The 17673-nt window shown below is 35.4% G+C and carries 21 protein-coding genes; 6 read left to right on the top strand and 15 right to left on the bottom strand.

Annotation, left to right across the window (positions count from 1 at the left end):
- Positions 1 to 60: 60 nt before the first annotated feature.
- The 9 genes from rimO to ACFQ0R_RS12390 all read right to left on the bottom strand — a co-directional run bounded on the left by rimO (position 61) and on the right by ACFQ0R_RS12390 (position 6186).
- Complete coding sequence (rimO, locus tag ACFQ0R_RS12430) at positions 61 to 1383, bottom strand: 30S ribosomal protein S12 methylthiotransferase RimO (RefSeq protein ID WP_379658700.1); 1323 nt, start codon at positions 1381 to 1383, stop codon at positions 61 to 63.
- Between the two features lie 102 nt (positions 1384 to 1485).
- The gene (locus tag ACFQ0R_RS12425; RefSeq protein ID WP_379658699.1) at positions 1486 to 1788 is read right to left on the bottom strand and encodes a hypothetical protein; all 303 of its coding nucleotides are present in this window, start codon (positions 1786 to 1788) and stop codon (positions 1486 to 1488) included.
- Positions 1789 to 1791: 3 nt separating this feature from the next.
- Positions 1792 to 2751, bottom strand: a complete 960-nt coding sequence (ftsY, locus tag ACFQ0R_RS12420; RefSeq protein ID WP_379658698.1) for a signal recognition particle-docking protein FtsY — start codon at positions 2749 to 2751, stop codon at positions 1792 to 1794.
- Positions 2752 to 2857: 106 nt separating this feature from the next.
- Positions 2858 to 3010, bottom strand: a complete 153-nt coding sequence (locus tag ACFQ0R_RS12415; RefSeq protein WP_379658697.1) for a DUF4295 domain-containing protein — start codon at positions 3008 to 3010, stop codon at positions 2858 to 2860.
- 3 nt (positions 3011 to 3013) lie between these two features.
- Positions 3014 to 3196 (bottom strand): 50S ribosomal protein L33, encoded by a 183-nt coding sequence (gene rpmG, locus ACFQ0R_RS12410; RefSeq protein ID WP_003440979.1) that lies wholly within the window; start codon positions 3194 to 3196, stop codon positions 3014 to 3016.
- 21 nt (positions 3197 to 3217) lie between these two features.
- Complete coding sequence (rpmB, locus tag ACFQ0R_RS12405) at positions 3218 to 3457, bottom strand: 50S ribosomal protein L28 (protein ID WP_093367471.1); 240 nt, start codon at positions 3455 to 3457, stop codon at positions 3218 to 3220.
- Between the two features lie 84 nt (positions 3458 to 3541).
- The gene (locus tag ACFQ0R_RS12400) at positions 3542 to 4789 is read right to left on the bottom strand and encodes a competence/damage-inducible protein A (RefSeq protein WP_379658696.1); all 1248 of its coding nucleotides are present in this window, start codon (positions 4787 to 4789) and stop codon (positions 3542 to 3544) included.
- A gap of 3 nt (positions 4790 to 4792) precedes the next feature.
- Positions 4793 to 5407: a fumarylacetoacetate hydrolase family protein gene (locus ACFQ0R_RS12395; protein WP_379658695.1), complete on the bottom strand. Its 615-nt coding sequence runs from the start codon at positions 5405 to 5407 to the stop codon at positions 4793 to 4795.
- Between the two features lie 8 nt (positions 5408 to 5415).
- Positions 5416 to 6186 carry an exonuclease domain-containing protein gene (locus ACFQ0R_RS12390; RefSeq protein ID WP_379658694.1) on the bottom strand — a complete coding sequence of 257 codons (771 nt, stop codon included), beginning with the start codon at positions 6184 to 6186 and terminating at the stop codon, positions 5416 to 5418.
- 172 nt (positions 6187 to 6358) lie between these two features.
- Between ACFQ0R_RS12390 and ACFQ0R_RS12385 the strand changes: the two genes are divergently transcribed.
- Positions 6359 to 6763 carry a BLUF domain-containing protein gene (locus ACFQ0R_RS12385; protein ID WP_379658693.1) on the top strand — a complete coding sequence of 135 codons (405 nt, stop codon included), beginning with the start codon at positions 6359 to 6361 and terminating at the stop codon, positions 6761 to 6763.
- A gap of 57 nt (positions 6764 to 6820) precedes the next feature.
- Here ACFQ0R_RS12385 and ACFQ0R_RS12380 read toward each other — a convergent pair whose 3' ends face one another.
- Positions 6821 to 7777, bottom strand: a complete 957-nt coding sequence (locus ACFQ0R_RS12380) for a transketolase family protein (protein ID WP_379658692.1) — start codon at positions 7775 to 7777, stop codon at positions 6821 to 6823.
- Between the two features lie 41 nt (positions 7778 to 7818).
- Positions 7819 to 8664, bottom strand: a complete 846-nt coding sequence (locus tag ACFQ0R_RS12375) for a transketolase (protein WP_379658691.1) — start codon at positions 8662 to 8664, stop codon at positions 7819 to 7821.
- 141 nt (positions 8665 to 8805) lie between these two features.
- On the opposite strand from ACFQ0R_RS12375, the gene tgt reads away from it, so the two are divergent.
- The 5 genes from tgt to ACFQ0R_RS12350 all read left to right on the top strand — a co-directional run bounded on the left by tgt (position 8806) and on the right by ACFQ0R_RS12350 (position 15025).
- Complete coding sequence (tgt, locus tag ACFQ0R_RS12370; protein ID WP_379658690.1) at positions 8806 to 9936, top strand: tRNA guanosine(34) transglycosylase Tgt; 1131 nt, start codon at positions 8806 to 8808, stop codon at positions 9934 to 9936.
- Positions 9937 to 9945: 9 nt separating this feature from the next.
- Entirely contained in the window at positions 9946 to 11022 is a 1077-nt protein-coding gene (locus ACFQ0R_RS12365) for an LptF/LptG family permease (RefSeq protein WP_379658689.1), read from the top strand.
- Positions 11023 to 11096: 74 nt separating this feature from the next.
- Entirely contained in the window at positions 11097 to 12050 is a 954-nt protein-coding gene (locus tag ACFQ0R_RS12360; protein ID WP_379658688.1) for an acetyl-CoA carboxylase carboxyltransferase subunit alpha, read from the top strand.
- 164 nt (positions 12051 to 12214) lie between these two features.
- The gene (gene dnaB, locus ACFQ0R_RS12355; protein WP_379658687.1) at positions 12215 to 13759 is read left to right on the top strand and encodes a replicative DNA helicase; all 1545 of its coding nucleotides are present in this window, start codon (positions 12215 to 12217) and stop codon (positions 13757 to 13759) included.
- An 81-nt stretch (positions 13760 to 13840) separates the two neighbouring features.
- Positions 13841 to 15025 (top strand): asparagine synthetase B, encoded by a 1185-nt coding sequence (locus tag ACFQ0R_RS12350; protein ID WP_379658862.1) that lies wholly within the window; start codon positions 13841 to 13843, stop codon positions 15023 to 15025.
- A gap of 5 nt (positions 15026 to 15030) precedes the next feature.
- On the opposite strand, the gene lptB is transcribed toward ACFQ0R_RS12350, so the two are convergent.
- Genes lptB through tatC form a run of 4 tightly spaced genes read right to left on the bottom strand, consistent with a single transcriptional unit; the run spans position 15031 to position 17672 of the window.
- Complete coding sequence (lptB, locus tag ACFQ0R_RS12345) at positions 15031 to 15786, bottom strand: LPS export ABC transporter ATP-binding protein (RefSeq protein WP_379658686.1); 756 nt, start codon at positions 15784 to 15786, stop codon at positions 15031 to 15033.
- A 2-nt stretch (positions 15787 to 15788) separates the two neighbouring features.
- On the bottom strand, positions 15789 to 16448 hold the full coding sequence (locus ACFQ0R_RS12340; RefSeq protein ID WP_379658685.1) for a hypothetical protein: 660 nt from the start codon (positions 16446 to 16448) through the stop codon (positions 15789 to 15791).
- A gap of 16 nt (positions 16449 to 16464) precedes the next feature.
- A complete protein-coding gene (locus ACFQ0R_RS12335; protein WP_379658684.1) occupies positions 16465 to 16824 on the bottom strand; it encodes a carboxymuconolactone decarboxylase family protein in 360 nt (119 codons plus the stop codon).
- A gap of 5 nt (positions 16825 to 16829) precedes the next feature.
- Positions 16830 to 17672, bottom strand: coding sequence for a twin-arginine translocase subunit TatC (gene tatC, locus ACFQ0R_RS12330; protein WP_379658683.1), 843 nt, complete (start codon positions 17670 to 17672; stop codon positions 16830 to 16832).
- Position 17673 lies beyond the last annotated feature (1 nt).

Raw genomic sequence — 17673 nt, 5'->3', positions numbered from 1 at the left:
TAAAAGTTTAGAATAAGCACAAATATAAGTGAGGTATTTCAAAAAGCTTTAAAAGATAAGTTAATTCAAAATAGCTTCTACAGAGACTGGCTCGCCATATAAGTCGAAATCTCCAGCATCGGTAATTTTGATATCAGCAAATTCACCAGTCTTTAAGTAATGAGCTTTAGCATCTATCAACACTTCGTTATCCACATCTGGAGAATCGAATTCTGTTCTCCCTACAAAATAACCACCTTCTTTTCTGTCGATGACACATCTAAACGTCTCTCCAATTTTCTGCTGATTCAATTCCCATGATATCTGAGATTGAATCTCCATAATTTCATTGGCACGTTGAATTTTGACATCTTCAGGAACGTCATCTTCCAGATTATATGCATGTGTGTTTTCTTCGTGGGAATAGGTGAAACAACCTAATCTTTCAAAACGCATCTCGTTTACCCAGTCTTTCAATTCCTGAAAATCGTCTTCAGTTTCTCCAGGATAACCAACAATCAATGTGGTTCTAATCGCCATATTTGGCACTTCCTTTCTGAATTTATAAAGTAAATCCGTCGTTTTCTTATGTGTTGTTCCTCTTCGCATTGATTTCAATAAATGATCTGAAATGTGCTGAAGTGGAATATCTATATAGTTACAAACCTTCTCTTCTTCCCTTATTACTTCAAGAACATCGGTAGGGAAACCGGTTGGGAACGCATAATGTAAACGAATCCACTCGATACCTTCTACTTTAACAAGTTCTCTAAGTAATTCTGCAAGATTTCGTTTTTTGTATAAATCCAGACCATAATAAGTCAAATCCTGAGCAATCAAAATAAGTTCTTTCACGCCTTGTTTGGCGAGATTTTTAGCTTCAACAACTAAATCTTCAATCGGTGTAGATTTGTGTCCGCCACGCATTAATGGGATTGCACAAAAAGAACAAGGTCTGTCGCAACCTTCCGCAATTTTTAAAAACGCATAATTTTTTGGAGTCGTTGTTAAGCGTTCACCAATAAGCTCGTGTTTATAGTCTGCTCCAAGAGCTTTAAGCAAAGCCGGAAGTTCAGTAGTACCAAAATATTGATCTACATCTGGAATTTCTTTTTGTAAATCTGGCTTATAACGTTCAGACAAACATCCCGTCACAAATACTTTCTCAACTTCTCCACTCTCTTTCTTTTGAACATAGTCTAGAATCGTATTGACGGATTCCTCCTTGGCATTATCTATAAAACCACAGGTGTTAATCACAACCACATCACCTTCAGTTTCGTGAGCAACATCCTTACCACTGGCCTTAAGCTGACCCATTAAAACTTCAGAATCATAGATATTTTTACTACAACCTAAAGTAACAACGTTGATTTTATTTTTTTTGATTGACTTTGTTCTCATGTATTTTTAAAAATTGAATTGCAAAGATACGATCTATGAAACTGACTATTGAAGAAGTAGCCTTAAAGGTTATTTAAAAGACTATAAATAAATAATTTACATTTATGAAACAAAATTATGAAGCCAGACTGTTAGTTCTTGCTCATAAAAACGCATAGCAGAAATAATCACAATGCTACCGATAGCATACACCCAGTTGGTTGTATTGGTTTTCAGGAAATAATACCCTAAAAGTCCCAAAAGGACTATAGGTAAGGCAACTAGTAAATTAGCCGCAACCCAACCGCCTTGAATTATTGCTGAAATTTTCAATACCAAGAAAAACGCTGAGTAAATCACGATTATTTTGGTAATAATTAGTTTATTCTTTTCTGATGAAAACGGCTTTGGTTTTTGTTCTGTCATGTATTATTTATTTGAAAAGAATGAATCTACAAACTCATATTTATTAAAAATCTGAAGATCATCTACGCCTTCACCTACTCCTATATATTTTACTGGAATTTTAAATTGATCGCTAATTCCAATCACCACACCACCTTTGGCGGTACCATCAAGTTTGGTTATCGCAAGTGATGTAACTTCAGTAGCCGCAGTAAATTGTTTAGCTTGTTCAAAGGCGTTTTGCCCAGTTGATCCATCTAAAACTAAAAGAACTTCATCAGGAACATTTGGCGTCACTTTCTGCATAACGCGCTTGATCTTAGTCAACTCATTCATTAAGTTGACTTTATTATGAAGTCTACCTGCAGTATCGAGAATAACTACATCAGCATCTTGTTTGATTGCGCTTTGCACTGTATCAAAAGCAACTGAAGCAGGATCACTTCCCATTTTCTGTTTTACGATAGGAACCCCAACACGATCTGCCCAAATCTGTAGCTGATCTACGGCAGCAGCTCTAAAGGTATCACCGGCACCTAAGACAACTTTTTTACCTTTTAATTTATACTGATTGGCAAGCTTTCCTATAGTTGTTGTTTTCCCAACACCATTTACGCCTACAACCATTATAACATATGGCTTTTTACCTTCTGGAAGCTCTAAACTTTCAAGCTCTCCATTCTCCGATTCGCTAAGCAAGCCAGCAATTTCCTCTCTCAATATTAGATTAAGTTCGTCTGTCCCTAGATATTTATCTTTTGCCACCCTAGCTTCTATTCTATCTATTATTTTGATAGTTGTGGTCACACCTACATCGCTAGAAACTAAGATTTCCTCAAGGTCATCTAAAACACTTTCGTCAACTTTAGACTTTCCAGCAACTGCTTTACTTAACTTACCAAAAAAGTCAGATTTAGACTTTTCAAGACCTTCGTCTAACTTTTCTTTTTTCTCTTTCGAAAATATTTTTTTAAAAAAACTCATCCTTTATATGTATCAAGATTATGACTTAATTGTAAACAAAGATAGACAAAAACAAAAAAGCCATCGCATGGTTAGCGACGGCTTCATATATAATAAAGTCTTTAATTTATTTGCTCTTTAAAAAATCACTAACCTCCTCAGGAGCCATGATTTTTTCTTCGAAAACATAAGCACCAGATTTTGGTGATTTTACCATCTTGATAGCTTTGGTAAGTCTTTTTGTTCCGGTCTGTATTGTACCAACTGATTTCTTTGCCATAACTTATTTAATTTCTTTGTGAACAGTCATTTTCTTCATAATAGGATTGAACTTTTTCAGCTCAAGTCTATCTGGAGTATTTCTTTTGTTCTTTGTTGTAATGTATCGTGAAGTTCCAGGAAGTCCAGATTCTTTATGCTCTGTACATTCCATTATAACTTGAACTCTGTTGCCTTTCTTTGCCATAATCTTAATGCTTTATAATCTCTATTTCGTCAAAAATCCTTTAGCGCGAGCTTCTTTCAAAACGGCGTGAATTCCTTTTTTGTTGATGGTTTTTAGAATAGAAGTTGACACTTTAAGAGTAATCCACTTATCTTCTTCAGGGATATAAAATCTCTTTTTGACCAAGTTTACGCTAAATTTGCGTCTAGTTCTATTTAATGCGTGGGAAACGTTATTTCCAGACAATGCTCTTTTTCCAGTAAGCTCACAAACTCTTGACATTATATATACTTTTAGGTGTTATTAAAAACAGGATGCAAATTAACGACTTTTTTCTGAATTAGAAAAAATAAATTTTATTGTTTTTTAATTTTTCAAAATAGCTTCATAAATCAACTCCAAAGCTTTGTTTACAGTTTTTTGAGTTACGCGCTCGCGGTGTTTACCAAATTGAAATTCATGAACTTGTGTTTTTTCTGGAGTAGAGATAGCAATAAAAACAGTTCCGATTTCTGCATCGCTATCCCCTTTGGATGGACCAGCATTCCCAGTAGTGGCAATAGCAAAATCCGCATTGAACATTGCTTTAGCTTTTATAGCCATTTCTTCTGTTATTTCAGAGCTTACAACAGAATATTTTTCAATGAGCTCTTCAGAAATCTTTAAAACGTCATTTTTAGCTGAAGTGGCATAACTCACAACAGATCCTTTAAAATAAGATGAAGCACCTGGTATTTCAGTAAATTTTGCTGCAAGTCTTCCTCCCGTACAACTTTCGGCAGTAACCAGGGTTTGACCTTGAGTAATAAAAGCCTCAGCAACTCTTTCTTCTAAGGTTTGCTCGTCTTCATACCCTTTTATAATATCACCAATAATTCTGTTTAAACTTTCTACAGCATTTTCAAGGCCAGATTTTAACTCTGCTTCATCTTCCCCTCTTGCACTCAACCTCAACCTTACCCTACCTAAACTCGGTAAGTAAGCCAGTTTGATAAAGGATGGTAAATGATTTTCCCAATCTTCTATACGTTCTGCTATTGCACTTTCACCTAGACCATAAGTAAGTACTGTTTTATGGATAATGTAAGGAGTTTGAAACCTATCCTGAAGTCTTGGCAAAGCCTGCTCGGTTAAGATGGATTTCATCTCATAGGGCACCCCAGGCATAGAAATGTAAACCACCTCATCTTTTTCGAACCACATCCCTGGCGCAGTCCCGTATTCATTGTGTAAAGTGATGGCTTGAGAAGGTAACCAGGCTTGCGATCGATTGGCTTCTAAAATGGGTGTGTTGACGTATTTTTTGAAGATATCCTCCACATGCGCCAGCACTTTTTTATCCAAAACCAATTCGTCATTGAAGTATTCACAAAAGGTATGTTTGGTAATATCATCCTTAGTTGGACCCAGACCACCCGTGATAATGATAATGTTGGAGCGTTTTGAGGCTTCTTCGAACGCCTTGAGAATATGCGACTTTTCATCTTCAATGGAAGTGATTTGGTACACATCCACTCCAATTTTGTTTAATTGCTTAGCGATATACGCTGAATTGGTGTCTATAATTTGTCCAATAAGAATCTCATCTCCTATGGTAATGATTTCTGCCTGCATAACTTATTTAACTTGAATTGAAAAACATGAAGACTCTTCTATAAAGCCTTCCAGAACATCTCCTTCATCTACCCGACCTACTCCTGAAGGTGTCCCTGTGAAAATAATATCACCGATTTTTAAGGTGAAGTATTGAGAAACATAAGCGATGAGTTCATCGATCTTCCAAAGCATTTCTGAAGTAGAGCCAGACTGAACTATTGTTTTATTTTTTTCTAATCTGAACGAGATGTCGTTGACATTTTGAAATTTTGATTTTGGAAACCACTTCTCTCCAATTACCGCAGCACCATCGAAGCCTTTAGCTTTTTCCCAGGGCAGACCCTTAGCTTTCAACTGACTTTGAATGTCTCTTGCTGTAAAATCGATACCCAAACCAATTTCTTCATAATACTTGTGAGCAAATTTGGGCTGGATATGTTTTCCTACTTTTTTGATTTTGACCAACACCTCAACCTCATGATGGACATCTTTTGAAAATGAGGGAATAATGAATGGATTGTTTTTTAATAAAACCGAAGAATCTGGTTTTAAAAAAACAACGGGATGCTCTGGTTTTTCACTATTTAATTCAGAAATATGACTGGCATAATTCCTTCCGATACAAATCAGTTTCATAGTCTAAATTATTTAGTCGCTAATTTTCTAAGTTTAATAGCTGTCAAGACTTTTTTGGTATAGAGAGGAAAGTCGGAATTTTGGATCCAGCCAAAATAGCCTGGCTCTTTTTCTAAAACATCTTCTACTTTTTTTCCTCTGAATTTTCCAAACCCAAACACTTCTTCATCTTTTTTGTTCAGAATAATAAAGCCGGCAAGGTCGGCGAATTTTTTATGAGCACTATAGGTCGACAACCATTTGGTGTCGTTTTCCAGATCTGGATAACGGTCTAATTGAGATTTTAAAACTTCGTAAGTTGCATTTGTATCTGCTTCTGCACTGTGAGCATCTGTAAGGTCTTTATCACAATAGAATTTATAAGCAGCCTCCAAAGTTCTCTTTTCTTTTTTATGAAAAATAGTTTGCACATCGACTGCATTGACTTTTTTCAAATCAAAATCAATTCCTACACGAAGCATTTCTTCTGCTAACAAAGGAATGTCAAATCGATTGCTATTGTATCCAGCCAAATCGCAACCTTTGATCATCGCATTAATTTTAGGGGCTAGCTCATCAAATTTAGGTTCATTAGCTACGTCTTCATCACTAATACCGTGAATAGCTGTGGTTTCTTTAGGAATTGGGATTCCTGGATTCACCTTCCAAGTGTAGCTTTCTTTATTATTGTTTTCAAAAACCTTCAAAATTGAAATTTCTACAATTCTGTCTTTTGAAATATTTGTACCTGTGGTTTCAAGATCAAAAAAACAGATAGGACGCGTCAATTTTAATTCCATTGTAAATATTTTGATACAAAGTTAGCATTTGAAGCTAAAGAAATCTTCAATTAACTAAAATTTGAAGTATTCTCTAAAGCAGTTTCAGACAAAGGATGTTAAGTTTCAAAAAAAATATTAAATTACATGCTAATCAAGCTTAACCCGAATGTCATTAAAATTTGTATCCTATATGAGCTCTCAGTCTCGTATAATGTCCAAAAAGAGTATTGAAGACTTCTTATTTGAAGTCAGAGATAAAAATAAGCAGTTAGCGATCACTGGGATTCTTTTGCTTATTCAAGGAAAATTTGTTCAATATATTGAAGGGCCAGCTGAAGAAATTGATAAAGTTTATAAATCCATAAGCAAAGATAAAAGACATACAGAAATGATCTTGCTTGATTCTGGAAATTTAGATGATCGCCAATTTAAAAACTGGTCTATGGCTTATAAAGAAGTAAATGATAAACAGATAAAAGAAATTGTAGGTGAAGAAAACCTCAATCTTGAAGATGCATTTCTGAGCAGAAAAGACAATAAAAATCACCCTGTACTCACCGTTTTATATGATTTTGTTAAGGCACTATCAAGCTAAAAAAAGCCTTTAGAGATTATCTAAAGGCTTTAAAATTTCATTCAGAATAAATCAGAATTATTCCTTTCTCAATATTACGGCTTCAGCTTTCTCTGAAATAGCTTTAGCATTCAATCCATACTTATCGAGAAGCATAAGTGGCTCTCCACTTTCACCAAAAGTATCTTCTGTAGCTACAAATTCTTGGGGAGCTGGATGATTTAGCGCCAAAGTCCTGGCAACACTTTCACCAAGTCCTCCAAGCATATTATGCTCTTCTGCAGTAACAACACATTTTGTCTTTCTTACTGACTTTAGAATAGCCTTTTCATCAAGAGGCTTTATAGTATGAATATTAATCACTTCTGCCGAAATCCCTTTTTCATCCAGAGCTTTAGCAGCTTCTAATGCTTCCCATACCAAATGTCCGGTAGCAATAATAGTAACATCATTACCTTCTGTAAGTGTTACTGCTTTGCCTATTTCAAATTTCTGATCTTCCGGAGTGAAGTTTGCCACTTTTGGCCTACCAAACCTTAAGTAAACTGGCCCTTCATGCTTAGCAATAGCAATAGTAGCAGCTTTAGTTTGGTTATAATCACAAGTGTTGATTACAGTCATACCTGGAAGCATCTTCATCAGTCCTAGATCTTCTAAAATCTGGTGAGTGGCTCCATCTTCACCTAAAGTTAAACCTGCATGAGAAGCGCAAATTTTTACATTTTTTCCTGAGTAGGCAACAGATTGTCTAATCTGATCGTAGACTCTACCAGTAGAAAAATTGGCGAATGTTCCTGTAAAAGGGATCTTTCCTCCTATTGTCATACCTGCAGCGATTCCGATCATATTGGCTTCTGCAATACCTATTTGAAAAAATCGATCTGGATGACTGTCCTTGAATTCGTCCATTTTGAGAGATCCAGTGAGATCTGCACAAAGGGCAACTACATCTGGGTTTGATTTACCAAGCTCAGCTAAGCCAGCTCCAAATCCAGAACGGGTATCTATATTTCCTGTGTTTTTATATGTTTTCATTTAAGTAAAATCTTTATAAGTATTTATTTCTGAATTGAAATTTAGTAGTCTCCAAGCGTTTCTTGGTTTTGAGCTAAAGCAGTTTCTAGTTGCTCATCATTTGGAGCTTTACCATGCCAAGCATGAGTACCCATCATAAAGTCAACACCATTACCCATTTCAGTTTCCATCAAGATAACAATAGGTTGCTTCTTTCCTGTTAAGTCTTTAGCTTCGGCTAAAGTTTTCTTTATAGCCTCAATATCATTTCCTTCTCTGAGTTCTAAAACCTTCCAGTCAAAGGCTTCAAACTTTTTCTTTAAGTTACCCAAAGGCAAAACATCATCTGTGGCTCCATCAATTTGTTTTTTATTGTAGTCGATAGTTGCAATAAGATTATCGACTCCTTTTGAACCAGCATAAAGAATTGCCTCCCAGTTTTGACCCTCTTGTAATTCGCCATCACCATGCAGGCTGTATATAAGGTGAGAATCCTTATTCATTTTTTTTGTGAGCGCTGCTCCTATAGCAACTGACATTCCCTGACCTAAAGAACCTGACGCAATTCTTACTCCAGGAAGACCTTCATGTGTTGTTGGATGACCCTGAAGTCTTGAATCGATTTTTCTGAAAGTTTTAAGTTCTTCTACTGGAAAAAATCCTGATCTTGATAAAACACTGTAAAATACTGGTGAAATATGACCATTAGATAAAAAGAAAAGATCTTCATTTTTTCCATCCATATCGAAGTCGCTAGAATAATCCATCACCTCCTGATAAAGAATCGAAATGAATTCTGCACATCCTAATGAACCTCCCGGGTGTCCCGAATTGACTTGATGAACCTGACGAAGAATGTCTCTTCTGACTTGAGTAACAAAATCTTGCAAATGTTGTGTTGTTGACATGAGATATTTAAGAATTTTAAGTTGCTCAAAAGTAAGGATTTATTATAAAATACTGGTCTGTAGATTTATCAATCCGAATATATCTTAGCTAAAGAAAAAGTTTGATAGAGTTGAGTATCTTTGCAGGCTATTAGAATATATATGAAATTCGAATTACTAAGTAAAGACCCTAATTCTAAAGCAAGAGCAGGTAAAATTACGACAGACCATGGTGTCATAGAAACACCTATTTTTATGCCTGTTGGTACTATCGCCACTGTAAAAGGGGTTCACCAAAAAGAATTGAAGGAAGAAATAAATCCTGATATCATTCTAGGAAACACCTACCATCTTTATTTACGTCCAGGAACTGGCATCTTAAGAAAGGCTGGAGGGCTTCATGAATTTATGAATTGGGATAGAAATATTCTAACCGACAGTGGAGGCTATCAAGTTTATTCACTTTCAGCAAATAGAAAAATAAATGAACAAGGAGTTAAGTTCAAGTCTCACATAGACGGCTCAACTCATCTATTTACTCCTGAAAGTGCTGTTGATGTACAGCGAGAAATTGGAGCAGATATCATCATGGCTTTTGATGAGTGCACTCCTTATCCCTGTGATTATAATTACGCAAAACGTTCTATGCACATGACACATCGCTGGATGGATCGCTGCATGACTCATATGAAGAAAACTTCTCCTCTATATGGTCATGATCAAACTCTTTTTCCTATTGTACAAGGGAGTACTTATAAGGATTTAAGAAAGCAGTCTGCGGAATATATTGCTAATGTAGGCGCAGAAGGAAATGCTATTGGGGGACTATCAGTTGGCGAACCAGACGATGAAATGTATGCAATGACAGAGGTAGTAACAGATATTTTACCAGAGGACAAACCAAGGTATCTTATGGGAGTTGGAACACCTTCAAATTTACTGGAAAACATCGCACTGGGAGTAGATATGTTTGATTGTGTGATGCCTACGAGAAATGCAAGAAACGGCATGTTGTTTACTTCTGAAGGAACTATCAACATTAAAAATAAAAAATGGGAGGATGACTTTTCAGCTCTAGATCCTGCAGGCTATACCTGGGTAGATACAGAATATACTAAAGCCTACTTAAAGCATTTATTTTCAGTGAAAGAGTTACTAGGAAAACAGATTGCTACAATTCACAACTTAGGGTTCTACCTTTGGTTAGTGAGAGAAGCAAGAAGACAAATACAAGCTGGGACCTTTAGATCCTGGAAAGACGTTATGGTAAAAAAACTATCTGTAAGATTATAATATTAGCTTTTGAAAATAATTGACTGGTACATATTAAAAAGATACTTAGCCACTTTTGTTGCGCTATTACTCATGTTCATTCCTATAGGAATAATAGTCAACCTATCTGAAAAAATTGACGAAATCACAGAAAATCAGGTCCCACTAGAAGAGGTTTTGGTGTTTTATGGAAACTTCACTATTTATTTTGCCAATCTACTTTTTCCTATTTTCCTATTTCTTTCTATCATCTGGTTCACTTCAAAATTGGCCAACAATACTGAAATTATCGCCATATTAAGTTCAGGAATTTCCTTTTGGCGCTTTTTAAGGCCTTACATAGTTGGAGCTACTTTGGTTTGTGGAGTGGCCTTGACATTTACAATGTATCTTGTTCCAAATGCTAGTAAAGGCTTTAACGAGTTTAAATATCAATACTTCAAAAAAGGAAAACAATCTCAGGAAACACAAAATGTTTACAGGCAAGTTAATGACGAGGAGTATATTTTTGCAACTAACTTTCAGCCCAGCACCAGAACAGCTAGAAATTTTACTTTGGAGCATTTTGAAAACAATGAAATGAAATTTAAAATTTCAGCTTCAAGATTAAAGTTCAATCCTGAAGATTCGACTTATACTCTAAGTAATTATGAAAAACGCACTGTTAAAGATAGAGAAGATGTTATTTATAGAAAATCTTCAATTGATACTGTTCTTCCGTTTGAATTTGATGAACTTACTCCAGTTGAATACATTGCAGAAACTTTAGATTACGGAGAGCTTAAAGAATTTATAGCCACGGAAAAAAGAAGAGGCTCTGCTAATATAAGTAGCTATCAAATTGTAGCTTACAAACGGTGGAGTGTCCCTGTATCTGCATTTATACTTACAATTATTGCTGTATCTGTATCTGCAATGAAAAGACGTGGTGGCATGGGAGCAAATCTTGCGATAGGAATCGTGATTGCTTTTGGTTATATATTTTTAGATAAGGTATTTGGTACAATAGCAGAAAAATCAACCTTCTCCCCGCTTCTGGCAGTCTGGTTTTCCAATATCTTATTTGGAATTCTTGCTATTTATCTGCTTATCAAATCGAAACGCTAACCACCAAATTTAAAATAATCAGACTTATCTTTTATATATTTGCTAATTAGACTTTAAAGAAATACACTGTATTCATGGAATATTTAGATTTTGAATTACCTATAAAAGCCCTTCAGGAGCAATATGAAAAAGCTTGTGAAATAGGAGAAGATAGTGAAGTAGATGTCACAGACACCTGCAAACAAATTAAACTCAAATTAGATAACAAGAAAAAAGAGATTTACTCCAATCTTGATGCATGGCAGAGAGTTCAACTTTCCAGACACCCCAATAGACCCTATACTTTAGATTACATCAATGCTATATGTGGCAATACATTTATGGAATTGCACGGAGACAGAAGTTTTGGTGATGATAAAGCTATGATTGGCGGACTTGGAAAGATAAATGAACAAAGTTTTATGTTTATTGGTCAGCAAAAAGGCTATAACACAAAAACACGTCAATATAGAAATTTCGGGATGGCCAATCCTGAAGGTTATCGCAAGGCTCTGCGTTTGATGAAAAAAGCAGAAAAGTTCAACTTGCCTATAGTCACTTTAGTTGATACACCTGGAGCTTTTCCAGGTCTTGAAGCTGAAGAAAGAGGACAAGGTGAAGCTATTGCAAGGAACATCATGGAAATGAGCCAGCTTAAAGTTCCGATCATAGTCATTATAATTGGCGAAGGTGCTAGTGGTGGTGCTTTAGGCATAGCAGTTGGTGATACTGTCATGATGCTTGAAAACACTTGGTACTCTGTTATTTCTCCTGAATCTTGTTCTTCTATTTTATGGAGAAGCTGGGAATACAAGCAAACGGCTGCAGATGCTTTGAAGTTGACAGCAAACGACATGAAAAAACTTAAAATCATTGATAAAATCATCAAAGAACCACTTGGAGGAGCTCATAGCAATAGAGAAAAAACTTTTGATATTGTCACAAAATCTATCCTTTCAGAATTTGATGATTTAAAAAAGTTATCCCCAGAAGATTTGATCGAAAAAAGAATGCAGAAATTTATTGATATAGGAATTTACTCTGAGTAAGCCTTACAGAACATAATTTTTCTCAAAAATCCAGGTTTTATTATCTGGATTTTTTTAGTTATCCACAATTATTTGAAGTTATACACAAGGTGTTGTGGAAAAAGCATAGTGTTAAGCTCGACGATTTTCTCCAAACTTCATAACCTTTTATATACATTCGCAGCATGGAAAATGCAACTCAATCTTCATATCAAAACAAGCCTAAAAGTGATGTCATAAGTCTACAAAAAGGAAAAATACCTCCTCAAGCTATTGATCTTGAGGAGGTTATACTTGGGGCGATGATGATAGACAAAAAAGGTGTAGATGAAGTAATCGACATCCTTCACCCTGACGTTTTCTATAAAGAAGCTCATAAAAATATTTATGAAGCTATTATTGTACTTTTTGAAAAAGGAGATCCTATTGACTTATTAACCGTTTCCACAGAATTAAAAAAATCAAAAAAGCTACAAGCCTCAGGTGGTGAATATTATCTTATTCAATTGACTCAAAAGGTCTCCTCTTCTGCTCATATTGAGTATCATTCCAGAATCGTTCTTCAAAAATACATTCAAAGATGTTTGATAAAAATTTCTAATGAAATTATTGAAGAGTCCTACGACGAAGGGACTGATGTTTTTGACCTTCTAGACCATGCAGAATCCAAATTATACGAAGTCACTCAAGGAAATATAAAACGTTCTTCAGAAACTGCTCAAAATTTGGTGATGCAGGCTAAAAAGAGAATAGAAGAAATTTCAAATAAAGAAGGATTGAGTGGAGTTCCTTCTGGTTTTACAGATTTAGATAAATTAACTTCTGGATGGCAACCAAGTGACCTGGTGATTATTGCAGCTCGTCCAGGTATGGGTAAAACTGCACTCACACTTACTATGGCGAGAAACATTGCTGTAGGGCAAAATATTCCAGTAGCGTTTTTCTCTCTTGAAATGTCTTCTGTCCAATTAATAACCAGGCTTATTTCTTCAGAAACTGGATTAAGTTCAGAAAAACTGAGAACTGGTAATCTAGAACCTCACGAATGGGAACAATTGAACGTAAAAGTAAAGTCCCTCGAGCAAGCTCCTTTATTTATTGATGACACCCCTTCATTATCCATTTTCGATTTGCGCGCAAAAGCAAGAAGACTTTCATCTCAACACGGTATAAAATTGATTGTAGTGGATTATTTACAGTTAATGACTGGTGGCGGATCGCAAAAAGGAGGAAACAGAGAACAAGAAATTTCTACAATTTCCAGAAACTTAAAAGCTTTAGCAAAAGAATTGAGTATTCCAGTTCTTGCCCTTTCCCAACTTTCCAGAGCTGTAGAAACAAGAGGCGGAAGTAAAAGACCATTACTTAGTGACCTTAGAGAATCCGGAGCAATTGAGCAAGATGCTGATATTGTTTCTTTCATATATAGACCAGAATATTATGACATAGATGAATGGGATGATGATTCTCAATCTCCTACACAAGGCCAGGCTGAATTTATTATAGCTAAGCACAGAAATGGCGGTTTAGATAACATTCGTTTGAAGTTTATTGGCCAACTTGGTAAGTTTGAGAATCTTGATAATTTCGATTCGCCTTTCGAGATTAATTCCAGCATGAATTCTGGTAAATCAGACTCTCCATCATTTCCAAGCGCTGAAGACGTATTTGGTTCTACACCCCCACATCAAAACTTAGGAAATGAAAGCGATGATGAAGTCCCTTTTTAAAAAAAAGAAATGAGAGTTTTAGTATTTGTAGTGATAGTATTGATAGGCTGGAGCGGACACTCCAACTTCATCCTAATTCCTATGGATTTCGAAACGCAAGACAATCACCTTAAAGCATACGGGATTTCATATTGGCTTTTAGAAAAAGATCAAAAAGTACAGTGGCTTCTTAATTACAGAGGTGGTTCTTTTCTCTCACCTTTTTCTGAAGAACTCAAAAGAGAATGCACAATACGAGGTGTATCTTTTGAAGTCATTTCTGACACAAAATCAGAAGAAATTTTAAAAACAATAAGAAGTCCGTCTCAAAATATGGAAGCTGTTTTACTTGAAAAGGCTCCAAAAATTGCCGTTTACTCTCCACAGGGAAATGCTCCATGGGATGATGCAGTGACTATGGTTTTGGAATTTGCTGAAATTCCTTATAAAACAATTTACGACAAAGAAGTTCTTAATGACGAGCTACTCTTATATGATTGGCTTCATTTACATCATGAAGATTTCACAGGTCAATACGGTAAATTTTACAGAGCTTACCGGTCTGCACCATGGTATATTCAAGAGAAAAAAGAAGCCGAAGCATTAGCTCAATCACTTGGGTACAATAAAGTTTCAGAAGAAAAACTGGCAGTCGCTAAAAAAATAAATGATTATGTAATAGGTGGTGGTTTTATGTTTGCTATGTGTAGCGCTACAGACTCATTTGACATTGCTCTTTCTGCAGATGGTGTAGATATTTGTGAACCTATGTTTGATGGTGATCCTTCTGAAGCAGGTTACCAAAATAAGATCGACTACTCCAAAACCTTTGCGTTTACTGATTTTATTCTGGAGAAAAACCCAATGGTTTATGAATACTCCTCAATTGACATGACAGAAAAAAGGAATATTCCAAAATCAAAAGACTATTTTACATTAATGGATTACTCTGCTAAATGGGATCCTATTCCTACTATGTTATGTCAAAATCACACAGCTGTCGTGAAAGGGTTCATGGGACAAACAACAGCTTTCAATCCTACTCAGATCAAATCTAACGTGTTGATCATGGGGAAAAACAAGCTCAATGACGAAGCTAGATATATACATGGTATAAAGGGAAAAGGCTTTTTTACTTTCTATGGTGGTCATGATCCTGAAGACTACCAACACCGTGTTGGTGATCCCAAAACAGAATTGGAATTGCACCCAAAATCACCTGGCTACAGGCTAATTCTGAATAATATCTTATTTCCTGCAGCAGAAAAGAAAAAGCAAAAAACTTAAAAACTTTATTTAAAGAGTTTTTTCTTTCGAAGTTCAAAATTCTGACCCAGATAAACTTTTCTTACCATTTCATCGTTGGCTAATTCTTCAGGCTCACCGTGTTTCAAAATACCTCCTTCAAACATAAGATAGGTTCTATCTGTAATAGCTAGAGTCTCTTGCACATTGTGGTCTGTAATTAGAATTCCAATGTTTTTATCTTTCAGTTGGGCTACAATTTTTTGTATATCCTCTACAGCCACTGGATCTACACCAGCAAATGGTTCATCGAGGAGAATGAATTTAGGATCTGTAGCAAGTGCACGAGCAATTTCAGTCCGTCGTCTTTCACCACCAGAAAGCAAATCTCCCCTGTTGGTTCTGATGTGATTTAAACCAAATTCACTTATGAGAGATTCCATTTTTTCTTCGCGTTCCTTTTTATTCAAGTCAGTCAATTCGAGAACACTCATAATATTATCTTCTATACTCAGTTTCCTGAAAATAGAAGCTTCCTGAGCTAAATAGCCGATGCCATTCTGAGCTCTTTTGTACATTGGGTATTTAGTGATGTTGGTTTTATCCAGGTAAATATTACCGCCATTTGGCTTGATTAACCCAACAATCATATAAAAAGAAGTTGTCTTTCCGGCCCCGTTTGGACCCAAAAGACCTACGATTTCACCTTGTGTTACCTCAACACTTATACCTTTTACAACTTTTACGCCTTTGTAAGATTTAATTAAATTATCTGCTCTTAAAGTTGCTCGGTTAGTACTCATAATTATTGTTTTCTAGAAGATTTTATTCCAAAGATAATCATCTCAACAACACCTATAAACATAATAGAATAAGCTAAAAGCTCGATACTCTCTTCTGAAGCATCTTTCACAGGTCTCATAAAATCTCTTAATGCTACGACCTTCTCACCATTTTCTGAGATGACATATTTATCGTGTGTATCCCTTAGTAAATCTATCCAAATTAACTTCCGGCCATAGAGTCTTGAAAAGATATGAAGAATTACAAGGCCTGAAAAGAAAAAGGCAAATCCATAGGTTTTTGAAATCGAAGCAATTTCTAAAATCAGTTTTTTCCAATTTTTAATCATCATAACAAGAACGATTATGACTATCACAAGTGAAATCACTTGCCAAGCCTTATCAAAAAGCTGAGTATTTATCCAAAAATCAAACTCTCTCACAAAATGAACACCTAAAAATCCAGCCAGTGTAAGATTGAATATTTTGAAATCTTTAGCTTTTGAGTTAAATCCGATAAGCAATAAAGAGCTTATCAGTAATAATACTTCTTGGGTGATTTCAATTAAGGAATCTTCTTTCACTTCACCTTCAGCAAAATCAAACTGTATTGCCAAAGAAATTAAAAACATAAGACCAGCATAAGCAAGAAGTCTTATAATAAGTGGGTATAAAGGTTTCATAAGATTAATTTTAGAGTTACTCTGTTTTACCAAATTTATTTTCTAGTGCTTCCCAATATTCGAAAGCTCTTCTCAAGTGAGGTATAACAATAGTTCCACCTACAAGTGTTCCAATACTTAGGGCTTCAACTACCTGGGCTCTATTAAGACCTTCTTTATAAGAGGATTCTAAGTGGTATTTCACACAGTCATCACACCTTAAAACTAAGGAAGACACTAAGCCTAAAAGCTCTTTTGTTTTAACATCTAGGGCACCTTCAGCAAAAGAATTGGTGTCTAAATTGAAGATACGTTTCAAGACTTTATTGTTTTCGTCTAAAATTTTACCATTCATCCTAGCTCTATACGCCTCGAATTCATCAACTAAATCAATCATAATTTCTAATTTGTGTTTTGTTTTTCTTTTTTACGTTGTTTTCTCACTACTAATTTGGAAATAAAAATACTTACTTCATACAATACCAAAACTGGAATAGCAACAATGACTTGACTGGCTATATCGGGAGGAGTAATCAATGCTGAAATAATCAAAATAAAGACCAATGAATACTTTCTGTTTTTCTTCAGAAAATCTGGCGTAACCAAGCCTACTTTTGTGAGGAAATAGATAATAACAGGTAACTCGAATATAAGTCCGCTTGCCAGTACTGAGGCTCTAACTAGTCCTATGTAGCTGCTTAAATCGAAGTCATTAAACACTTGTGTACTTACCGTATAGCTACCAAGAAAATTCACAGATAATGGTGTAATTACATAATACCCAAACAATACTCCAAGTAGGAATAAAAATGAAGTAACAAAAATAAAACCTCTACCAGATTTTTTCTCTGTAGTTTGTAAGCCTGGCGCTATAAATGCCCAAAACTGATAGATTACATAAGGAAATGCCATAATGAAACCTGCCGTTATAGATGTCCAGATGTGAGCACTAAACTGTCCTGCCATAGTCCTACTTTGTATTCTAAAAGGGAGTTCGTCAAAACAAAAACTTTCCTGAAGATTGAAATATTCTGAAATGTTACACAGTAAATTATACGTATAAAAATCAGCATTTTTTGGACCAAAAATTATAACGTCAAAAATGAAAGATTTCATTCCAAAAGCTACAGCACCGGCAATTAATATTGCCAATGTTGCTCTCAGTAAATGCCATCTTAAATCTTCAAGATGATCCAAAAAAGACATATCATTAGGATTCTTTCTCGTCTTTGATTTTTTCGCCATA

Source organism: Psychroflexus salinarum (assembly GCF_042677225.1).
GTDB classification, from domain to species: Bacteria; Bacteroidota; Bacteroidia; order Flavobacteriales; family Flavobacteriaceae; genus Psychroflexus; species Psychroflexus salinarum.
The sequence above is the reverse complement of the archived record's forward strand: the minus strand, read 5'-3'. Positions and strand labels throughout refer to the sequence as shown.